Annotated in this window: 21 protein-coding genes and 1 pseudogene; 16 read left to right on the plus strand and 6 right to left on the minus strand. The window is 37.9% G+C overall.

Annotated features, from left to right (window positions below):
- Positions 1-205: 205 nt before the first annotated feature.
- Positions 206-418, minus strand: a complete 213-nt coding sequence (locus AC22L0_RS14295) for a helix-turn-helix transcriptional regulator (protein ID WP_000472089.1) — start codon at positions 416-418, stop codon at positions 206-208.
- A gap of 945 nt (positions 419-1,363) precedes the next feature.
- Complete coding sequence (locus AC22L0_RS14300; RefSeq protein WP_048656468.1) at positions 1,364-1,945, minus strand: recombinase family protein; 582 nt, start codon at positions 1,943-1,945, stop codon at positions 1,364-1,366.
- 119 nt (positions 1,946-2,064) lie between these two features.
- Here AC22L0_RS14300 and AC22L0_RS14305 point away from each other — a divergent pair, with 119 nt between their 5' ends.
- The 8 genes from AC22L0_RS14305 to AC22L0_RS14340 all read left to right on the plus strand — a co-directional run bounded on the left by AC22L0_RS14305 (position 2,065) and on the right by AC22L0_RS14340 (position 9,092).
- Entirely contained in the window at positions 2,065-2,259 is a 195-nt protein-coding gene (locus AC22L0_RS14305) for a hypothetical protein (RefSeq protein ID WP_229699495.1), read from the plus strand.
- Between the two features lie 1,551 nt (positions 2,260-3,810).
- Positions 3,811-4,488 carry a helix-turn-helix domain-containing protein gene (locus AC22L0_RS14310; RefSeq protein ID WP_173601236.1) on the plus strand — a complete coding sequence of 226 codons (678 nt, stop codon included), beginning with the start codon at positions 3,811-3,813 and terminating at the stop codon, positions 4,486-4,488.
- 678 nt (positions 4,489-5,166) lie between these two features.
- Positions 5,167-5,859: a phage antirepressor KilAC domain-containing protein gene (locus AC22L0_RS14315; RefSeq protein ID WP_252206311.1), complete on the plus strand. Its 693-nt coding sequence runs from the start codon at positions 5,167-5,169 to the stop codon at positions 5,857-5,859.
- 274 nt (positions 5,860-6,133) lie between these two features.
- Positions 6,134-6,403 (plus strand): helix-turn-helix domain-containing protein, encoded by a 270-nt coding sequence (locus AC22L0_RS14320; RefSeq protein WP_000501236.1) that lies wholly within the window; start codon positions 6,134-6,136, stop codon positions 6,401-6,403.
- Positions 6,404-6,530: 127 nt separating this feature from the next.
- Positions 6,531-7,325 (plus strand): hypothetical protein, encoded by a 795-nt coding sequence (locus tag AC22L0_RS14325; protein WP_254520509.1) that lies wholly within the window; start codon positions 6,531-6,533, stop codon positions 7,323-7,325.
- A gap of 290 nt (positions 7,326-7,615) precedes the next feature.
- On the plus strand, positions 7,616-7,867 hold the full coding sequence (locus AC22L0_RS14330) for a hypothetical protein (RefSeq protein ID WP_044584839.1): 252 nt from the start codon (positions 7,616-7,618) through the stop codon (positions 7,865-7,867).
- Between the two features lie 34 nt (positions 7,868-7,901).
- On the plus strand, positions 7,902-8,135 hold the full coding sequence (locus AC22L0_RS14335) for a hypothetical protein (RefSeq protein ID WP_487272297.1): 234 nt from the start codon (positions 7,902-7,904) through the stop codon (positions 8,133-8,135).
- A 459-nt stretch (positions 8,136-8,594) separates the two neighbouring features.
- The gene (locus AC22L0_RS14340) at positions 8,595-9,092 is read left to right on the plus strand and encodes a hypothetical protein (protein WP_001100287.1); all 498 of its coding nucleotides are present in this window, start codon (positions 8,595-8,597) and stop codon (positions 9,090-9,092) included.
- Between the two features lie 503 nt (positions 9,093-9,595).
- On the opposite strand, the pseudogene AC22L0_RS14345 reads toward AC22L0_RS14340, so the two are convergent.
- Positions 9,596-9,688, minus strand: a pseudogene (locus AC22L0_RS14345) (DUF6572 domain-containing protein); the annotation flags it as partial.
- Positions 9,689-9,840: 152 nt separating this feature from the next.
- Here AC22L0_RS14345 and AC22L0_RS14350 point away from each other — a divergent pair.
- A complete protein-coding gene (locus AC22L0_RS14350) occupies positions 9,841-10,041 on the plus strand; it encodes a hypothetical protein (protein WP_000124460.1) in 201 nt (66 codons plus the stop codon).
- A 94-nt stretch (positions 10,042-10,135) separates the two neighbouring features.
- Here the strand turns inward: AC22L0_RS14350 and AC22L0_RS14355 are convergent, their stop codons facing one another.
- A complete protein-coding gene (locus AC22L0_RS14355) occupies positions 10,136-10,750 on the minus strand; it encodes a PH domain-containing protein (protein ID WP_000473866.1) in 615 nt (204 codons plus the stop codon).
- A gap of 519 nt (positions 10,751-11,269) precedes the next feature.
- Here AC22L0_RS14355 and AC22L0_RS14360 point away from each other — a divergent pair.
- The 7 genes from AC22L0_RS14360 (at position 11,270) to ysxC (ending at position 20,707) form a co-directional block, all read left to right on the plus strand.
- Positions 11,270-11,518 carry a hypothetical protein gene (locus AC22L0_RS14360; protein ID WP_001983650.1) on the plus strand — a complete coding sequence of 83 codons (249 nt, stop codon included), beginning with the start codon at positions 11,270-11,272 and terminating at the stop codon, positions 11,516-11,518.
- A gap of 197 nt (positions 11,519-11,715) precedes the next feature.
- Positions 11,716-12,714, plus strand: coding sequence for a hypothetical protein (locus AC22L0_RS14365; RefSeq protein WP_087967270.1), 999 nt, complete (start codon positions 11,716-11,718; stop codon positions 12,712-12,714).
- Positions 12,715-13,023: 309 nt separating this feature from the next.
- Positions 13,024-14,301: a trigger factor gene (gene tig, locus AC22L0_RS14370; RefSeq protein WP_000105215.1), complete on the plus strand. Its 1,278-nt coding sequence runs from the start codon at positions 13,024-13,026 to the stop codon at positions 14,299-14,301.
- Positions 14,302-14,565: 264 nt separating this feature from the next.
- Positions 14,566-15,825 carry an ATP-dependent protease ATP-binding subunit ClpX gene (gene clpX, locus AC22L0_RS14375; protein ID WP_000472289.1) on the plus strand — a complete coding sequence of 420 codons (1,260 nt, stop codon included), beginning with the start codon at positions 14,566-14,568 and terminating at the stop codon, positions 15,823-15,825.
- 106 nt (positions 15,826-15,931) lie between these two features.
- Positions 15,932-17,602, plus strand: a complete 1,671-nt coding sequence (gene lonB, locus AC22L0_RS14380; RefSeq protein WP_000119180.1) for an ATP-dependent protease LonB — start codon at positions 15,932-15,934, stop codon at positions 17,600-17,602.
- A gap of 181 nt (positions 17,603-17,783) precedes the next feature.
- Entirely contained in the window at positions 17,784-20,114 is a 2,331-nt protein-coding gene (lon, locus tag AC22L0_RS14385) for an endopeptidase La (RefSeq protein ID WP_000097285.1), read from the plus strand.
- Positions 20,111-20,707 carry a ribosome biogenesis GTP-binding protein YsxC gene (gene ysxC / locus AC22L0_RS14390; protein WP_000869116.1) on the plus strand — a complete coding sequence of 199 codons (597 nt, stop codon included), beginning with the start codon at positions 20,111-20,113 and terminating at the stop codon, positions 20,705-20,707. The genes lon and ysxC overlap by 4 nt, the downstream gene beginning before the upstream one ends.
- Before the next feature lie 33 nt (positions 20,708-20,740).
- Here the strand turns inward: ysxC and AC22L0_RS14395 are convergent, their stop codons facing one another.
- Together AC22L0_RS14395 and AC22L0_RS14400 are read right to left on the minus strand one after the other, a co-directional pair.
- Positions 20,741-21,157, minus strand: coding sequence for an organic hydroperoxide resistance protein (locus tag AC22L0_RS14395; RefSeq protein ID WP_000359781.1), 417 nt, complete (start codon positions 21,155-21,157; stop codon positions 20,741-20,743).
- A 2-nt stretch (positions 21,158-21,159) separates the two neighbouring features.
- Positions 21,160-21,612, minus strand: a complete 453-nt coding sequence (locus AC22L0_RS14400) for a MarR family winged helix-turn-helix transcriptional regulator (RefSeq protein ID WP_000133917.1) — start codon at positions 21,610-21,612, stop codon at positions 21,160-21,162.
- Between the last annotated feature and the right edge of the window lie 341 nt (positions 21,613-21,953).

The raw sequence follows: 21,953 nt of genomic DNA on the forward strand, positions 1-21,953 counted from the left end.
GAAACTAATAGGAACAAGCCTAAAGTAATCATGAACTACTATGCTTTGAGGTATGCGAAACTGTATAATAATTTCCTAACACTTCTAAGCGAAGCGGTACGCATTAATTTGCGCCCACTTCGTTTTTTGTTTTATTGTTTAGTAATGTATCTCGCCATTCTTTCTATAAATTACCAATAATTAGGCGGTGTGCACAAACTGCTTTTTACTTTCTCATTTTTTCTTTTCTTGTCAAAATATCTTGTTTATAAAATAATTTATCGCGAGTTGTCTCTTTAATCGGTGTTATTTTCCCCTCTTTTACCAATTTGTTTAAATACTGTCTAGAACACCCGAGAATATCTAATGCTTCCGATGAATTTAAAATTTCATCTTGTATAAATTTTGTTAGTTGTTCTTTTGTTTCAAATTTAAACATTCTTCTTCTCCTTTATATACAGGATAATTATATTAACCAACATTAAAAATACAGCTATTCCAGTAAAAATAATGTAGGTATAGCTCCCCGTATCTAGATTGTTATAATCAAGGGTTGTTAAAACAAAAATTAAAAATATAGCAACAGGGACATTTGTCCAGATGAATTTTTTCATAATTAGTATGAATGTGTTATAATCTTAGGTATAGGAGAGGCTTCTCTCTCCCTGTGGTTACTTGGAGTCGTCTTCTTGGTGGGAGCGACTCTTTTCTCTTTAACCTTGTAGTATATGTATCTACACTGTTTTCACTTAGTGATGATAACTGACTCAAGGCTACTATTACAGCACCTAAGACTATCCACAAATTCATGCTTTCACCTCCATTTCCTTATAACCTTATTATACAATATAGTTGATATGAGGCAATTGATTCGTATGCTTTTTCCTTAAGTTGATTAAAAACGCAAGTAGCAAAAATCTATTTCTCTTAAAAGACTACTAAATAACTGATAAAAGGGTGCTAGGTTGATTAGTCTATTTACTATTTTCCACCTTTCCCGCATTTGTTTCGTACCTCTGTTTATTTATATTTCATACTGTATAAATCGAATGTTAATATTAATGTAAACTCGTGTAATATTTTCGGTGAAACGGCGAATCCCTTGCGGCTGTAATGTTTACGGTGGTTTACGTGTAACGTGAATAGTTACATGTGTTTACGCATATACGAAACTCATAGGGATTGGTACACTTCGCTACATTTCGGTAGTGATCGCTAGTGATTTATGATAGATTGCGTATAGTAATCGTTGTACATCGATACTTATGTGTAGTACTTTGTGTAGATTTGTAGTTATCGCTATACATCAGCAGAAGCTGATTGTGGAGGTCTATTCGAAATTTCAGGGGGTGAAGAAATCAGAGCATAATAAAAAGACACCGACCTATTCTGCCGATGCTTCTTGCTGGTCACGTTGCTTTCTAGCGAATCGTTGTAGCGTACTCATGCTAATACCAGTTGCGTCCGATAACTGGCGGAATGAGTAGCCCATTTTCTCTTTCATACGCATAGCTTCGACTAGTTTTTTATCTGAATGCGACTTCGGGCGACCTTCCCTGTAATTCGGATTCTGTCTAGCTACTATTTTACCTTCCTGCGTTCTTTCTAAGATTAGGTTACGCTCCATTTCTGCGACTGCTAATAACGTTTGTAAGAAGAATCGCCCCATTGTCGTATCTTCTAGTAGCCCTACGTTGAGAACGTGAACCCTTATACCTCTTTTAAATAGCGCTTCAATTATCTCGATACCTTCCTTTGTATTACGTGCAAGGCGATCTAGCTTTGTTACTGTCAGTGTATCACCTTTGCTTAATACTGTGAGTACCTTCGATAGTTCGGGGCGGTCTGTCGTCGTTCCCGTAAACTTTTCCGAATAAATGACCTCGCACCCTTCTGCTTTTAACGTTTGTAATTGTGATTCTAAATCTTGAGTTACCGTTGAGACACGAGCGTATCCATATTTCATAATTAATCCGTCCTTTCTGCGTCACTATTTTTGACATAAGGTTATGACACAACAAGATGATGCTATATTACTACACTTTAAAATCTGTGTCAAATCTCGAGAGTTATGACATATGACATATGACATATGACATCGCAGCTATTGACCAAGGCGCTACTATATCCACGGATAGCCCGCCATATGTTTCGTATTTACCAAGCGCTTATATCCTTCGACCAACAGGCAGATACATATTACCAACAGCCCGATACCTAATCCGTACACCACGGCATGCCTATGCCATCATACAAGGCGCATACATAGTCGTTACATAATTCGTAATACATTAAGTATCTATTCATCTTAACTACTCGAAGACTAAGTGTATGAAGACGAGAGGTCATAGGGATACAGGCGATCATAAGCCAGCGCACCATACATCGCAGTAGCTACACTATGTCACACGGTAACAGCGTGAGAGTGTTGTGAGCAGTCGATGAGGAAAGCGTAAGTTGTTTGTTGTTCATTCTGTTTATTATATGCGAGAGAAAAAATATTGAAAGTCTTGCAACTTCTTCAGTTGTTCTTCTTCTAATTGTCTTCTTTGATTGTCTTTGCTCTTCGTTATTGTTGTTGTCTTCTTTCTTATCTAACTTAATCAAGAGAATGGAAGGGAATCAAATTAGTTTCTTCTATTAAATTGTTCGCATCGAATTGAATGAATTGTTTCTTTTAATCTTTCTTTGTTTCTTCTTCTGCGAGAGAAAAGAATCTTCTTTTTTTTGTGACTCGCTTTTGTCCGCTGATAATCAAGAACGAAGCAAGAACCGAAGCCGAGTCGTCGTCCCAAATCGAAATTTTAGCCAAACCCTCCAAGCGGGGGTCAATACCACCGTCAGCAGTGGACTAGAAATAGTGCGCACCATTTTTGACTCAGGGTGTTTGACGCATCTACCCAAGGCAAGTCGTGTCCAGCCGATTGTATTCCGAAAAATATTTGCGCACTGTTGCGGAACTCAGGAGGGGTATAACGTCCTCCTGACGCTCACCTGACGTCCCCATCACGCTTACCTGAAAAAATGTGCCTGAATGGCAGTGAAGCGCGTTATAAGTAAATCTGAGTGTCCTCACGTGCATTCTAGGCGTTCTTAATGTGTTAATCCCGCATCCTATCAAGTCCTATTGTGAGTTTTAACACCCCCAGCATCCCTTATAACGACTTTTAACTTTATTTCGCATAATGACACCAATAAACGACCTCACTAGCGCCTATCTCTTCGTACGAGTCAAAACATTACGCTCTATTGCTTAGCCGTATCGCCCTTATGTACATGTAGGTATCACCGCAATATCGAAAAAGTATATTCGAGTTTGTTGATGTAATACCCGATAACGATTTTATTCGTGCCTATGTTTGCGAGAACGCTTTTAACCGATTCGCAATGTTATCAGCGTTTATGTACGTGTACCAAAAAGGCTCATACGTTGCGCCAATAGATACGTAAGGGGATGAAGGAAAACGACTTATATCGTATTAACCTTTTTAGCGAGTGTCACGCCCCTATATAAACGTAAGCGACGCAATACACTACGTCGTCAATTACTATCACTGAGTGGGCGCTTTTCCCGTCGCCCTTCCCTCTTTCTATTCCATTAGTAATGCGTGCCGATCTTTTAACTAAGTAAGTACGTTATTACTATTATTGCGTTAGCTTTAGCTACGCTCTTACGAAGTAAGACGATATATTCTCTAGTTACATAAATATCGTTATATAAATCTAGTTTAACCAGAAGAATACTGCCGAGAGTTGAGCGATATTCCGCCGAGAGTTTGGCGATATAATGCCACAAGTGAAATTCTGCTCAACTCTAGCAATAAAAAGAAAGTGAGATGGTTATTAATGGTAGAAGAAACAACGAAGCAAGAAGAACGAGAAGTATCAATCGAAGCAATAACGCAAACAATCGAGGCACTAAAGGACGACAAACCGCTATTAAATACAGACGTCGAAACACTAGCCGTAGGTTTAAAGAATCGACCTGTATTCGATAAGTCACTGGACAATCCCGACAAGAAGCCCGAATTAATGTTTATTAAGATGCCGACATATCTACGAAACTACGTGTATATGCAAGATTACGGGATAAATGATAGTGCGTTGATGCTATATCAAATTATTGTCGATAAATTCAATAGAGATACAAAGAAGGCGTACCCTTCTCAATACAAGCTAGCACTAGAGACGGGGAAAAGTGTACGAACGATTAATCAAAACTTAAAAGCGCTCGCTAGTGTTGGTTTAATCGAAATTAATCGTACGGGCATACGTCAAAATAACGAATACAAGCCAAAGTTACCGCTAGACCTAGACGAGTTGCTACAAAGATTTCCTAAAGCCCGCCTACGCTATTTAAAGCACACGCTAGCGGTCGAGAAACTTCGAAGAAGAGACGTCGAAAAGAGAAATGAATTACTATCAAGAATCGTAAAAAACGGCGGGAAACCAGCCAGCGCACCGAAGCAAGGCGAAACGCAAACGGACTACGACGATATTACGTTCTAAGGGGCGATCCATATGCGAAAAGAAATAACAAGTACGTACGGTTTCATAGAAATACCCGCAAGCGCTACGAGATATCTAGACCTTCCCGAGAGTGTGAAAGCCGAACTCTATGCGAAGAAAAGAAGGCGAAGACGTCGCAGGAAACCTACGAGAAGCACCGCAGAAACGTCGCAAGATGGCGTTAATATATTCGAAGGTAATAACGAAGTAAAGACGAAGAGGAAGCGAACTGAAACGCAAAAACAAGCGGAAAGGGAGCGCAGTACAAGGCGAAACAAGATGCCCAAACTAGTAATAACGTTCAATGGCGGGAAACCGCTGGAAGACGATGGGCAAGCGATTATAAAACGACTAAATTAAAGGAGAGGTTAAAAGATGAAACTAGAACTAGTAATCAATAAGGATGTAGTGCAAGGAACGGTTAACGAAGTGGAATTAATCGAATCAAAGGCGCAACGTGACGAACTGGCAGGGCGTGTTGGCGTACTAGAAAAGGTCAAAGGGTTGCTATTATTTCCTAACATGGAATTTGCAACGAATAGACAGATTGCGGAATTCTACGAGGTACCTGTTAAGACTATACAAAAGATATATACCCGACACATTGCGGAAATTCGAGAAGATGGATATACGACCATGACAGGAAAAATGTTGGCGGAGAATTTAGCCACCGACATGATGTCTACGGCTAAAGTTACGAGAGAAAAAGGTCACATTCTAATAGAATTTGATGGAATGGCGACACAAATTCCATATTCAACGATTGGGCTATATCCTAAACGCGCAATTCTTCGTATCGGCATGTTGCTACGAGATAGCGAAGTTGCGAGGGAAGTCCGCACCCAGTTACTAAATATCGAAGAGAAGGCGAGCAAAGAGGTCAAAGTAGCCGAAATCAATAACGAACTAGAGTTACAAATGGAACTAGCGAGGGCACTTATGAACGGTGACGTACAAGCCGTTGCCTTAGTTAATGCGAAAATCATCGAATATAAAAACCGCCATATCGCAAAAGTAGAAGCGAAACTAAACGAAGTCACAGAAGAAAGGGATTCACTAGGCGAAAAGGTATCGGCATTCATCGAATCTGATGAAGTATATACGTTTGGTGAGGTCGCAGAAGGAATCGATGGACTGTCCGCACAAGCATTGCGTGAATTCCTACAAGTACATGGCGTACTGGGTCATAAGTCGAGAGGTGAAGTGTATCGACCAATTGGAAAGTATAAGGGACTAGGCTGGTTCAGTACACAAACAAGAGTGGCAAAGTGGTCGGGAGTTACGTTTACTAACACGTACATTACGACGAAGGGACGCATGGAAATCGCTGAATTCTATAAGAAGGTGCAAGCGCAGGAGATGAGTGCGTAAAACTGACCGAGAACAGGTGAGAAGGTGCGCCCATACATACGAAGCGGAGATAATTTCATTTACCGTAAATAAAATAGAAAAATATTACGGTGAGTATGCAAATTATATACCCTCAGTCACCAATATATAACGTAGGGAACTACGAGCGGATACGATTAGATGATGCATAGGGGGGTTTTTCCTTTATAGTCCGTCTTCCTCCTTTATTTATCCGCTAAGTATGGAGAACACAAAACCCCAGTATGTAATTAACAATGCCAGGAGGTATAGGAAAATGGGAGCAAGAGACATCAAAGCACTTCGTCAACTCATAGGGTTGTCACAAAATGAATTCGCACGACTTATTGGCGTGTCGGAATTAACGGTGAATCGCTGGGAATGCGGTCATGTACAACCGAAACTAGCAAGCATTAAACGAATCGAGTCGTTAGTAGGTGCAAAAAACTTACAGGTTATACAATCGACACTCATTTATAATATGCCGTTGCTAGAAGTGGCGGAAGATATTCAGAAACGTATACAGGCAAAGAGGTGTGAGCGTTAAAATGCCAACACACGAAATAAAAAAGAGCAAACGGATCGCCAGCAGCCATTTCATAAAATGGTGCAAAAGGCTATTCAAACACATGCAGGTATAAACCAAACTAAACTAATTAAGGGGATGTATTAATATGACAAACACTAAATCAATCAATGAGTTAATCGTAGAAGCAAGAGAAATCAAAAGTGCTACACCTAGTTTCGTAGTCGAACTGGTACGAGGTCAAGGCGGACTATACGAAACAACAAGTAAAATCGATACAGACGCAAATCTAACGTTCCAAGGCAAGCAAGCGAAGAAAGGGCGAGTAAAGAAAGTTGCTGAATATGTGCTAATGACTGAAATGAAAGAGCGCCGAGAGAAATACGACGCACTACTAGATGAAGCTGAAAAGCAAGTACGAGCGAAGTTAACACCGCAATTCGAAGACCTAGAGGAAAGCGACCGTATTTTATATGATGCGGAAATCAGCGACCTAAAAACGAAGGTGTTATTATCAGTCGACGAAAAACTATCAATGCAATACCTAGAGAAAATGGTAAATCTAGCGAGCAAGAATGGAAAGACGGCGCACGAGTTACAGGGATATCTAACTGGGCAACTAGCGGAAATGGTCGGCAAGAGCCAGAATCTAGCACATATCCGTCCGCAACTACTAACGATGTCCAAGAAACTAGCACGGGCGTCACAGGTCGACGATTTCGACGGCATCAAGGCGCAACTAAACGATATTAACGAAATGAGAGAGGTTGCATTTGCGATAGGTCAAACGCAAACAGCTATCACAGAAAATATCGGACACGTTGCAGGTCGATACGTAAATAATCCTACGAAGTATTTCGAAGACCATTCGGAAACAGTCGAGTTCGTAGAAGGCAAGATTGAGAATCATAAAAGATTCGGTCACGACCTATATAGCGAGTAAGACAGGAAGAGGGCGTTATGCCCTCGCCTATCTCGTAAATTATAAATATATTGGAGGGAAACGAAACTATGAAAACTATCATCGAAATCGAAGCAACAAAAGGCGAGCAAATCAATCACGACAACATTAAGCGCCAAATGTACGCACTAAACGAGAAGTACGGTAATGATATTACTGTTAAATTCTCGGCGAATGGTACGGCAAACGCTGTCGTAGTTAATGCGAAATAACCAACGTAACGGGGCGGACGATATCGCCCCACCTATTTTATTAATCGGAGGGAAAACGGAATGAGCAAAAGACATGGCGAAGCATTTCTGCATAATCTCGACCAACTAACGAAATCAGATAAGGAAGACGTAAACACAATGCTACGAATAGGGACGCATCTACACGGGCGTGACGGATTCAACTTAATGCGAAATAAAGATACGAATGAGTGGGGAATTATAAAGAAGGTCAATAAAGGAAATGCGGGGGTTGACGAATTCGAACGACGCCACCGAGGTTACACAAGTAACGAATTAAGTTTCGCAATCTAAAACAGATCGCTGGGAGAAGAAGGGGAGAGATAACATGACGAGAGTAAACAAAACAACGCTAAGATTACATAATGCAGACATTGTCGAGGATATCGGCGAAGCATTACGAAGCAAGATAGAGTTAGTACCATCGGCACACACGGAAATAGATAGAATCACAAAAGAAGACGAAGGCGCATCGCTTTCAGACGTTGTACTACTAAAAGCGGTTGGACGAGTGCTAGAGTTAGAAAAAGAAGTTAAACGGCTAAGCGAAGGGGAGAGATAATATGAAGAAACAAGATGCGCAAAAGGTAGCGACCCAAATGACATCGAGAGATATTCAGCCGAAAGGGAACGACGCACCACGAGAGAAAACTATTGTTCGAGGTATGGCGACGTCTAGGCATCTGAATTCGAATTAATAGACTTGCGTGAAACGAATGGCGGTGTTTAATGGCATCGCCTTTCTTTTTATATCGTACATTCAAAAAATACAATGTCGAGAAACGCAATTCTAGGCGATTAGATTTAATGTGATGAACAGTTTATACGCCTATATGCGCTCTATGGCGATTTAAATAGATTAGGAGAATGATGAAATTGAGGGGACAGCAGACTCGTTACATTTTTTATTTTTATGTGTTATATTTAGAAAATGAAATTAATTATTTGAATAATATAATAATTTAGCAACTTGCGAAATTATATACTTAAATATAATCCTAAAAAGAAACGAGGAATAAATATGAATGTGGAATATATAGTGAATGAATTGAAAGCGAATGGGACTGTGGCAGTGGCGGAAAAAATTGATATGAATGACAAAAAGTTGCGTAAAGCATTAAAAGCCGCAGGTTATGAATATAGTCGAAATAGTGGCAGAGGTTGGTATTTTGCGGGTGCAGGCGAACCACCTTTAAAAGCGGATATCCGAGAATTTATAACAGGCACTGACGATACGCAGGCGGAAAATACAGATAATACTCTTAAGAAAAAAAAGGTAAGTGGGCTACGGAAAATGCAACAAAAGGAAAAGGTTTTGGCACAGAAGAATACTAATTCGATTCATTCGTTAAATGAGCGTATTAGGAAAAGTGGGTCGAAAGAAAAGGTTAGTAGGACGGTGTATCTCGGCAAGGAGACATGTTCGAAATTAGGTATAGCCGAAGATGTGCTTCGAATCAATCGTGATGATATTATAGAGATTGCGCTTCGTGAGTTCTTTGAGAAATATAAGGTGTAATAGCGGTGAGAGGGACGTGGGATTTATAATCTGCGTCTTTTTTCGGCTGTAATTGCGTAAAGGTTCGCCGAGATTCGCATTTTAAGCAGATTATCTTTTCTCTCGTGTATATAGTATCATCTAAATGCATCAGAGTCTTCGAGAGGGAATCGATAGAATAAGAGTGCTTTCAACATTGACGCAGAACTACTGTATAGCGTATAATATTAATTAACAAAAACGGTCAGTTGACCGCACAAATGAACGTTCAGCAAGCGATGAAAGAATCGTTTATATATCGTAGGTAATTGACGGGTCGGGAGTTCGAATCTCTCCTGGGACGCTAAAAAAACCTTGTTATCTTTTGATAACAAGGTTTTTTGTTTGTCTAAAATTTGATGTTTGGGTTATAGGTGTAGTTCATTCTTAATATTTGCGACCTTTCCTTTGATATTAAGCAGTTGCATATGTACTTCTTTTTCTTAAATAAAAAGAGCGCCATTTATGCGCCCTATTCCTCTTATTTAATTTAAAGAATCAATAGGTTTATGATGGAACTCAAATCCATATCCAGATTCTCTTAATTGTTTACTTACAATATTATAAAACTCTTTACCATTCTAGTACAATTCAGCAGCAGTTATCGGAACTTATTCCCGGTAGTGTGTTACAATTAATAGAAGCGGAAAACGAGAATCTCCAATTGACTGGACCTGTGATTGGTTAGATGGTTTAAGAAGGTCGTATAAAAAAGGGAGATGGCGCAAAGATGGCGAGATCAAATGAGAATGATTTAACGGAGAAATTGGCGGAAGGTCACCGGAAATATGGTGATGGCAATTTTACAGTACAGAACATCGGTGATGAAACTAACCCGAATTGGACTGTCGTAAAAAATGTGAGGAAAGGATCGGCAGGCATTCGCGAAGGAGAAGATATATTAAGACTGCGATCAAAATATATAAAATAGTACGGAAATGGGCGGAGTGGGAGTTCGAATCTCTCCTGGGACGCTAAGAAAACCTTGTTATCTTTTGATAACAAGGTTTTTTGTTTGTTTTAAATTAGTTGTTAATAAACTTGTCAAAGACAAAACCATAATCTTTCACATTATATTGTTTCTTCGTATCAACGAGCCAGTTAAAAGCGATTTCGTTTATTTCTTTAAACTGTTCTGCTAAATTTACTTGTGCGTTTGAAATACGGCTGAAAGCGTTAGATGCCATATCTAAACTTTTATGTGCATACTGCAATGTAATATCGTTGTCGTATGAGATTTCTTCTATTTTAAGTAAAGCTTTATATAAATCTTTTAATTCTTCAATATGTTTTTTATGGACATCAATTGAATAGTGTTCATCGCCCATTTGGAACTTAATTTCTACATCTAAATCAATCGTTCCCGCAGTTTCAAGCGCTACGTTTTTAATTTGATATTTACTATAGCTAAAGCGGCGTAGTGTACGTTTTTTACTTGTTGCGCTTGTACCGTCTAAGTGAATTAACCCTTTGTTTGTGAAGCAATATTCATCTGATTTCGATTTAATTAGAAAGTAAATTTTCTCCCCATCTTCATGCATTACATAATCATCGGCATCGACCTTATCATAGTCTTTAGGTGTAATAACAGAACCTACATCGCTTAGTCCTAATACATCTGCGGCCATTTTTTTAAACATATATAATCCCCCTTGTAAATTAAAGTCTTAATTGTACAAAAATATATTAACATGATCTTCATCCTTTGTTTTCTTGTAATACGAAAATATCTGAAGGTAAGTTAAGAAAAGTAATGAATAATTATTTTGATCCTAAATTATTTAGTAAATCTATTAGTTTAAGAGTGGATTCTCCGAAAAATAACCAAGAGAAAAAAGTTAATTTTGCAAGTGATTATAAATAAATTCCGTGAAAGCCCCTCAAGCGATATGAGGTGTTTTTCAATCTCTTTTTGAAATCTTACAATTCTGTAAGGTAACTGTAAGGTAGTTCGATGGTAAGAAATTGCTAATCTTTTATAATGAAGATAACAACGATAAAACGAGGAGGCAGAAATGATGAAAGGATTAGTTGTAACGGGCTTGACGGTTGCTTTTGGATTTGTAGCGTATGAGAAATTAACGTATGTAGTTGATGTTGTGAAACATTTGATTGCTTAGAGAAAACAGCCATGAGAGGGAAAGGGAATGAGTGAATGAATGGAATGGTTATTTGGAATTATAGGTACTTGTAGTGTAGTGTTATTGTTCTTTGTCCCAAGTGGTATACTTAGTTCGACAACAAGTTTGTTCTTCTTAAGTTTGTTTGCTTGTACGATGCTTATTATTATGTTTTTAATGAAGCGAAGTAAACCAATCTTCTATTTTAGCATGATTGTTATGGCAATTATTGTTCTCCAAATTATTACCCTTGTAATATACCCCACAATTATAAAAGCTTTCCATTAATGATGAATCCTCTGCGTTTGTTGCTGGGGATTTTTATTTGTACAATTTTAATTTTTAGTAGAGATTTATTTGTATTGGAATGTAAAAATTAAATATTTTCATATTTCAAACAAATAATTTGGGGATGTTGTGTTCTCATTACGCATTTGATATATTTACTTTGAACATAATTAAAATCAAGAAAAAGAGGCGGACGTATGGATAAAAAAGAAAATACGGTCGTATTGTTTCCGCAGCTATCAGAGCGCTATATTGATGAAGGTTTTTTAGCGTTGAAAGAGCGGAAGTTCGAAGATGCATTGCGCTGCTTTGAAATATTACGTCAGTATAATGCGGAAACGGAACAAACGGAATTAGCTTCAGTTATTTGTTTACTCGAATTAAAACGTATGGAAGAAGCGAAAGACAAATGTGAACAGTTGCTTAAAACAGGAGTTGTCTTATTTGGTGATATTCTTGAAACGTACGTGACTATTTTAGTTCAAACAAATGATTATGAAGGTGTTATTGAAACTGTTGAAAAGGTTTTACAAACGAAAGATATAATGCCTGATCAAAAGGAAAAATTAGCGCAGCTTGCTTTATTTGCAGAAGGTATGCTAAATGAGGGAGACGCATCGCTAGTGGATTCAAATTTTGAGTTGAATGAGTTTACTAATGAAATTTTTGGAGAAAACTTTGGACAGAAGCTAAGAGCGATTCAGCGACTTTCATTAAAAGACTTAGATCTTGCATTACCTGTTTTAAAGAAATTTTTAATAGATGAAGAGCAACACCCCTATTTGAAAACTTCTATTTTGTATAAAATGATAGAAAGTCAGGTAGAAGAGGAAATAGAGGTAGAAAAGTTTGGGAATATGATTAAGGTAATTCCAGCATTTACAGGTCATAATGAGGAGCAATCCAATAACATTATACATAAATTATCAAGTCGATTAGAGCAAAATTATCCCGATATATTTGAAGCGATGGTTACATATTGGAAAGAATTGCAAATTAGCATTTTCCCATTCGCTCTATTAATGGATAAAGAAGAGATTTGGTCAGCTGTTTTAGAGAGAATTGGAAGAAAGCGTTTCGGATTGGCTATTGATGAAGAAGAGCTTATGGCAGCATACAATATCGAATTGGAAGAGTTTCATATTGCCTATCAATGGTTATTACGTGTTGAAAGAGAAGGATATTTGCCCGTATAATTATGAAAAAGAATCGTTCAGTTCTTGAAACGAGCATATTCTATGTTATAATGTAAGGGTTGCAAAAGGCAGAAAACTGCCTGTTTGTAAGAGAAGAGAAGTGTAATTCTCTTACTTAATATGTTTCATATTATTCTCGAACAAAATATACCGTAGTTGTCTTCTGGGCAATTAGTAGATTGGAACATTATATCTGAAAGCTTTTGCTAGAGGATTATTTGTGTATTTGTTATTTCAAAAAAGAGATAATGAAGATCTTAATCTATAGAGGTATGTGCATACATTATTATAGTTGGAGGGAAAGAATAAATGTCTACAAAATGGGAAAAATTAGAAGGTAACGTTGGCGTTTTAACAATCGAAGTTGATGCTAAAGAAGTAAACAACTCTATCGACGCTGCGTTCAAAAAAGTAGTAAAAACAATTAACGTACCAGGTTTCCGTAAAGGAAAAATGCCTCGTCCATTATTCGAACAACGCTTTGGTATTGAATCTTTATACCAAGATGCTTTAGATATCATTTTACCAAAAGCATACGGTGAAGCGATTGAAGAAGCTGGTATCTTCCCAGTTGATCATCCTGAAATCGACATCGAGAAGTTCGAAAAAAATGCTAACCTTATCTTCACTGCAAAAGTTACAGTGAAACCTGAAGTTAAATTAGGTGAGTACAAAGGTTTAGCAGTAGAAAAAGTTGAAACAACTGTAACTGACGAAGATGTAGAGAACGAATTAAAATCTTTACAAGAGCGTCAAGCTGAACTAGTTGTTAAAGAAGAAGGAACTGTTGAAAACGGTGATACAGCTGTAATCGACTTCGAAGGTTTCGTTGATGGCGAAGCATTTGAAGGCGGAAAAGGCGAAAACTACTCTCTAGCAATCGGTTCTGGTACATTCATCCCAGGTTTCGAAGAGCAAGTAATCGGTCTTAAATCTGGTGAGTCTAAAGACGTTGAAGTATCATTCCCAGAAGAGTACCATGCTGCTGAATTAGCTGGCAAACCAGCAACATTCAAAGTAACAATTCACGAAATCAAAACAAAAGAACTTCCTGAGTTAAACGACGAGTTCGCTAAAGAAGCAGACGAAGCGGTTGCAACTCTTGATGAATTAAAAGCAAAACTTCGCACAAACTTAGAAGAAGGCAAAAAGCACGAAGCTGAGCACAAAGTACGTGACGAAGTAGTAGAATTAGCTGCTGCTAACGCTGAAATCGAAATTCCAGAAGCTATGATCAACACTGAGTTAGATCGTATGGTTCGTGAATTCGAGCAACGTTTAAGCCAACAAGGTATGAACCTTGAGCTTTACTACCAATTCACAGGTACTGATGCTGACAAATTAAAAGAGCAAATGAAAGAAGATGCACAAAAACGTGTAAGAATCAATCTTGTTCTTGAAGCTATCATTGAAGCTGAAAACATCGAAGTTACTGAAGAAGAAGTAACTGCAGAAGTTGAAAAAATGGCTGAAATGTACGGTATGCCAGTAGACGCTATCAAGCAAGCTCTTGGAAGCGTAGACGCTTTAGCTGAAGATCTTAAAGTGCGTAAAGCTGTAGACTTCTTAGTAGAAAACGCTGCATAATAAAATAACAAGGCACGATTAAAATCGTGCCTTGTTTTATAAATATAGAAATATATTTATAAAACTTTTCGATGGAGAAGGAAAAGTTCCTTTACAAGTCGAATATACATATTTCAAAAGTTTTAAAATTTTTTTATTTGTACATAACTAGTCATATTATTTGTATTTCTCGCCACGTAGTGACATAATATGTATTTACATACGATACATTTATCGTGTACATACGAAGGCAAGAGGTTAGCACTTTGTAAGGGGTGTGAAAATATGTTTAAATTTAATGATGAAAAAGGGCAATTAAAATGTTCTTTCTGTGGTAAAACACAAACGCAAGTTCGAAAGTTAGTGGCAGGTCCAGGTGTTTACATTTGTGACGAGTGTATCGAACTTTGTACTGAAATTGTACAAGAGGAGCTTGCGAAGGACGAAGAAGTAGAATTCAAAGATGTACCGAAACCGGTAGAAATTCGTGAAATCTTAGATGAGTATGTCATCGGGCAAGATAGCGCGAAAAAAGCACTAGCGGTAGCGGTATATAACCATTACAAACGCATTAATTCTAACAGCAAAATTGATGATGTAGAATTAGCGAAGAGTAATATCGCACTTATCGGGCCAACAGGTAGTGGTAAAACATTACTTGCACAAACGTTAGCGCGTATTCTAAATGTTCCATTTGCAATCGCGGACGCAACATCTTTAACAGAAGCTGGATATGTTGGAGAAGATGTAGAAAATATCTTACTAAAATTAATTCAAGCAGCTGATTATGATGTAGAGAAAGCGGAAAAAGGAATCATTTATATTGATGAGATTGATAAAGTGGCACGTAAGTCCGAAAATCCATCAATTACACGTGATGTATCTGGTGAAGGTGTGCAGCAAGCACTTCTGAAAATTTTAGAAGGTACTGTAGCAAGCGTTCCACCTCAAGGTGGTCGTAAGCATCCGCACCAAGAGTTTATTCAAATTGATACAACGAACATCTTATTCATTTGTGGTGGAGCGTTTGATGGCATTGAGCCGATTATTAAACGCCGCCTTGGTGAAAAAGTAATTGGATTTGGTTCTGAGAAGAAAAATGCTGATGTAAATGAGAAGCATGTTTTATCTCACGTATTACCAGAGGATCTTTTAAGATTTGGTTTAATTCCAGAGTTTATCGGTCGTCTTCCAGTTATTGCGAACCTAGAGCCACTTGATGAAGATGCTCTTGTTGATATTTTAACGAAACCGAAAAATGCACTTGTTAAGCAATTCCAAAAACTATTGGAGCTTGACGATGTTGAGTTAGAGTTTGAAGAAGGTGCACTAATCGAAATTGCGAAAAAAGCAATTGAACGTAAAACGGGTGCTCGTGGACTTCGTTCTATTATTGAAGGCTTAATGCTTGATGTAATGTTCGAACTTCCATCTCGTAAAGATATCGAGAAGTGTATTCTTACAAAAGAAACAGTAGCTGATAATGAGCCGCCAAAATTGGTGTTACAAGACGGTACTGTACTTGATACAAAAACATCTGCATAATGCGAAAGGGAAACAGCAATTTTTATAATTGCTGTTTTTCTTTATGTTTAGCTACGTTCCTCCGCGGAAATACTAAGAGATAAAATATTGCGGGAGGAAATAAATAATGAGCTGGACAAATATATTTTTAGTTGTTCAACTTGTTTTTGGTGTAATTGTCGGATTGTATTTCTGGCATTTACTTCGAAATCAACGAACACAAAAAGTTTCAATTGATCGAGAATCGAAAAAAGAATTAGAACAACTTCGTAAAATGCGTGAGATTTCTTTAACAGAGCCGCTAGCAGAAAAGGTGCGTCCTACAACCTTTTTAGATATTGTAGGGCAAGAGGACGGGATTAAGTCGTTAAAAGCGGCTCTTTGTGGTCCGAATCCGCAACATGTAATCATATATGGCCCACCAGGTGTTGGGAAAACAGCGGCAGCACGTCTTGTATTAGAAGAAGCGAAACGAAATCCTAAATCTCCATTTCGTACGAATGCAACATTTATTGAACTTGATGCGACAACAGCTCGGTTTGATGAACGTGGTATCGCAGACCCTTTAATTGGTTCGGTGCATGATCCGATTTATCAAGGTGCTGGGGCGATGGGGCAAGCAGGTATTCCGCAACCGAAAAAAGGTGCTGTAACAGATGCACATGGTGGTATTTTGTTTATTGATGAGATTGGCGAGCTCCATCCGATTCAAATGAACAAAATGTTAAAGGTGTTAGAAGATCGAAAAGTATTTTTAGAAAGTGCGTACTATAGTGAAGAAAATACAATGATCCCAACATATATACATGATATTTTCCAAAAAGGCTTACCGGCAGATTTTCGCTTAGTTGGAGCAACGACACGTTCGCCAGAGGAAATTCCTCCTGCTATTCGGTCACGTTGCTTAGAAGTATTTTTCCGTGAATTAGATACGGAAGAAATTCAAAAAGTAGCGAAAAATGCCGCGGAAAAAGTGGAAATGCAAATAGGTGAAAATGGTATTGAGATGATTGGGATGTATGCAAGGAATGGACGAGAAGCGATTAATCTCGTGCAAATCTCTGCGGGTATGGCGATAAATGAAGAACGTTCTTTCATTAAGGATGAAGATATAGAGTGGGTTGTTCATTCAAGTCAGCTTACACCGAAATATGAAAAGCGCATTTATCCGATTCCAAGGATTGGTCTTGTAAATGGTCTTGCTGTATACGGACCAAATACAGGTGCGTTATTAGAAATTGAAGTAACAGCAATTCCGGCGAAAGATAAAGGATCGGTAAATGTTACCGGAATTGTGGAAGAAGAAAGTATTGGTAGTCAAACGAAATCTATTCGTCGTAAAAGTATGGCGAAAGGCTCTGTTGATAATGTATTAACAGTACTTCGTTCTTTAGATGTGTTGCCAGAAGGATACGATATACATATTAATTTTCCAGGGGGTATCCCAATTGATGGCCCTTCTGCAGGAATCGCTATGGCAACAGGTGTATATTCTGCGGTGCATCGCACGTATGTAAATAATGAAGTAGCGATGACAGGTGAAATAAGTATACACGGAGAAGTAAAGCCTATTGGTGGTGTATACGCAAAAATAAAAGCTGCGAAAAAAGCGGGAGCTAAGAAAGTCATTATTCCTGCTGAAAATATGCAACCATTTTTGTATACGATCAAGGGAATTGAAATTATTCCTGTCCGTAAGTTAAAAGAAGTATTTGAGTTAACGTTTATGCAAGGAAATATGCATAGAGAGCTAGATGTACATACTAACGTAGACGAAACAGATGCACAATCTATGTAAAAATAAACAATAATAAAATTTGCCAGACTTCGTTTAAGTTTGTATGCTTAATCGGAGTCTTTTTCTTTTCGTGAGGTAGAAAAACAAGCTATTTACAATTGCGCGGAATCTCAGCAATTGCATCTAGGTGTATTGTAATATAAAATAGTTGAACAGGAGTTTAATTTATTATGGAGGTGCTATGTCTAGTATGAATACGAACGAAAGAATCGTGCCCCTCCTACCATTAAGAGGCGTTCTCGTATATCCAACGATGGTTTTGCATCTTGATGTAGGACGTGATAAATCGATACAAGCACTAGAGCAGGCGGCAATGGATGAAAATATCATCTTTTTAGCAATGCAAAAAGAAATGAATATCGATGATCCGAAAGAAGATGACATATATAGTGTAGGTACAGTGGCGAAAGTGAAGCAAATGTTAAAATTGCCGAACGGTACGCTTCGTGTCCTTGTGGAAGGTTTACATAGAGCAGAAGTAATAGAGTTTATCGAAGAAGAAAATGTAGTACAAGTGTCTATTAAAACGGTAACTGAAGAAGTAGAAGATGATTTAGAAGAGAAAGCTTTTATGCGTACGTTACTGGAGCATTTCGAACAATATATTAAAGTTTCGAAAAAAGTTTCAAATGAAACTTTTGCAACGGTAGCTGATGTGGAAGAACCAGGGAGATTAGCTGATTTAATTGCTTCTCACTTGCCGATTAAAACGAAGCAGAAACAAGAGATTTTAGAGATTGTATCTGTAAAAGAACGATTACAAACACTTATTTCAATTATTCAAGATGAACAAGAGTTACTTAGCCTAGAAAAGAAAATTGGGCAAAAAGTGAAACGTTCCATGGAGCGCACGCAAAAAGAATATTTCTTACGTGAGCAAATGAAGGCGATTCAAACTGAACTTGGCGACAAAGAAGGCAAGGGCGGAGAAGTAGAAGAACTTCGTGAGAAAATTGAACAGTCAGGAATGCCGGAAGAAACAATGAAGGCTGCCCTGAAAGAATTAGATCGTTATGAAAAGTTACCAGCAAGTTCTGCGGAGAGTGGTGTTATTCGCAATTATATTGATTGGTTATTAGCGCTTCCGTGGACAGAGGCAACAGAAGATATAATTGATCTTGCTCATTCGGAAGAGATTTTAAATAACGATCATTACGGTCTTGAAAAAGTGAAAGAGCGTGTACTTGAATATTTAGCTGTACAGAAGTTAACGAATTCATTAAAAGGACCTATCCTTTGTTTAGTAGGCCCTCCTGGGGTCGGCAAAACTTCATTAGCGCGTTCAATTGCAACATCATTGAATCGTAACTTCGTCCGTGTATCTCTTGGTGGTGTGCGTGATGAATCTGAAATTCGTGGTCACCGTCGTACATATGTTGGAGCAATGCCAGGACGCATTATTCAAGGTATGAAAAAGGCGAAAACAGTTAATCCAGTCTTCTTATTAGATGAGATTGATAAAATGTCTAACGATTTCCGTGGAGATCCATCAGCGGCATTACTTGAAGTATTAGATCCAGAACAAAACCATAACTTCAGTGATCATTACATTGAAGAACCATATGATCTATCAAAAGTTATGTTTGTAGCAACTGCTAATACACTTTCAAGTATTCCAGGTCCATTACTTGACCGCATGGAAATCATTTCGATTGCTGGCTATACAGAACTTGAAAAAGTACACATTGCTCGTGAGCATTTATTGCCGAAACAATTAAAAGAACATGGCTTACGAAAAGGTAATTTACAAGTGCGTGATGAAGCGCTTCTTGAGATTATTCGTTATTATACACGTGAGGCTGGTGTTCGTACGCTAGAGCGCCAAATTGCAAAAGTTTGCCGTAAAGTAGCGAAGATTATCGTTACAGCAGAACGTAAACGTATCGTTGTGACAGAGAAAAAGATTGTTGATTTACTTGGTAAACACATATTCCGTTATGGGCAAGCTGAAAAAACAGACCAAGTTGGTATGGCAACAGGTCTAGCTTACACAGCAGCAGGCGGCGATACACTTGCCATTGAAGTTTCTGTAGCGCCAGGAAAAGGGAAACTAATTTTAACAGGGAAACTTGGGGATGTTATGAAAGAATCAGCACAAGCTGCGTTTAGTTATATACGTTCTCGTGCAGAAGAGCTTCAGATCGATCCGAATTTCCATGAGAAAAATGATATTCATATTCACGTTCCAGAAGGAGCAGTTCCAAAAGACGGACCGTCAGCAGGTATTACGATGGCAACGGCACTTATTTCTGCGCTAACAGGTATTCCTGTAAGTAAAGAAGTGGGTATGACAGGTGAAATTACACTTCGTGGTCGTGTATTACCAATTGGTGGTTTAAAAGAAAAAACATTAAGTGCTCACCGCGCAGGCTTAACAAAAATTATTTTGCCAGCAGAAAACGAGAAAGATTTAGATGATATTCCAGAGAGCGTAAAAGAAAACCTTACGTTTGTGCTTGCATCTCATTTAGATGAAGTATTGGAGCACGCATTAGTAGGAGTGAAACAATGAAAGTAACAAAAGCAGATATTGTAATTAGTGCTGTTAAACCAGAACAATATCCAGACAGTGATTTACCAGAAATTGCATTAGCAGGTCGTTCAAATGTGGGGAAGTCTTCCTTTATTAATAAAATTTTAAATCGTAAAAAGTTAGTGCGTATTTCTTCTAAACCAGGAAAAACGCAAACGCTGAACTTTTTCTTAATCAATGAGATGATGCACTTTGTTGACGTTCCAGGTTATGGATATGCAAAAGTATCTAAATCAGAGCGCGCTGCATGGGGGAAAATGATTGAAACGTACTTTACAACTCGTGAGCAATTAGACGCAGCTGTATTAGTAGTTGATTTACGTCACCAACCAACAAGTGATGACGTGATGATGTATGATTTCTTAAAGCATTATGAAATCCCAACAATTATTATTGCGACGAAAGCCGATAAAATTCCGAAAGGGAAATGGCAAAAGCATTTAAAAGTTGTAAAAGAAACGCTTGCTGTTGAAATTGGCGATGAAATTGTTCTATTCTCTTCTGAAACAGGACTTGGAAAAGAAGAAGCGTGGAAAGCAATTCATAAATTTACAAAAACAAAAAACGCGTGACGAATGTCGCGCGTTTTTGTTTTGCTAAATTTTTTAGCGTACGTTTAATGTAACTTCAATATTTCCTCGTGTTGCTTTCGAGTAAGGACATACACCGTGAGCCGCTTCTACAAGTTCTTGTGCTTCGCTATGTGAAACGCCAGCCACATGTACATCAAGTACAGCAGATAGACCGAAACCACCATCTGTATCTTTTCCGATAGAAACGTGAGCAGTTACTTCTGTACTTTCTACTTTCACACGTTTTGTACGAATGACAAGTTGTAATGCACTATCGAAACAAGCTGCATAACCAGCTGCAAATAGTTGTTCTGGATTTGTTGCTTCTCCGCCTGCACCACCTAGTGCTTTCGGCATTTTTACATCAAGATTTAATATGCCATCATCTGAAACTACTTTCCCATTTCTTCCACCTGTTGCTGTTACTGAAGCAGTATATAATTTATCCATATTTATTCCCCTTTTCCATCATTAATTGTTTTCATTGTGTCAATTAGTTTATTTAGTTGAATTAATAAAGAGCGATATTCTTGCTCTGTAATTCCTAAGTTTGTAGCCATCGTTGTCGGTAATGAACAAGCCTTTTCCTTTAAATCGTTGCCTTGTTCTGTTAATTCAATACAAACTTTTCGCTCGTCTTCTTTGGAACGAACACGTTTTACAAGTTTTAATGATTCCATGCGTTTTAACATAGGTGTTAACGTACCAGAATCTAAAAATAGACGTTCTCCAATTTCTTTTACTGTTAGTCCATCTTGCTCCCATAGTACGAGTAAAGTAATGTACTGGGGATACGTAATACCCATTTCTTCTAAATAAGGTCGATAAAAACGAGTAACCTCTCTAGAGCAGGCGTAAATAGAAAAACAAAGTTGGTTATCTAGATGCAAAGAGTCCTCTGTCATAAATAACTCCCTTCTAATTAAGTTGTGCACAATTTAATTTTGTAAAACCAATATAACGAAAAAGAAATACAATGTCAAATACATTGTATTGAGAAAGTCTTTGTTGCATTTTGGAACAATCATACATATTTTCCTTCATGATGAAAGAAGATAGGGAAGATGATGTTATAATTTATATGGAATAGTTTCCATCACTTGATTATGAGGGCTTTTTTTGGTAACGTACAAATAGAGTTATTAATTTATAATCATTATAAAGTAGAAGTTTTTTTATTAGTGTTACTGAATCTCCTTTATTACATACGGAGAATAATTAAAAAATAATCGGTTGTTCACACGAT

The sequence above is a fragment of the Bacillus sp. LQ01 genome, assembly GCF_057624735.1.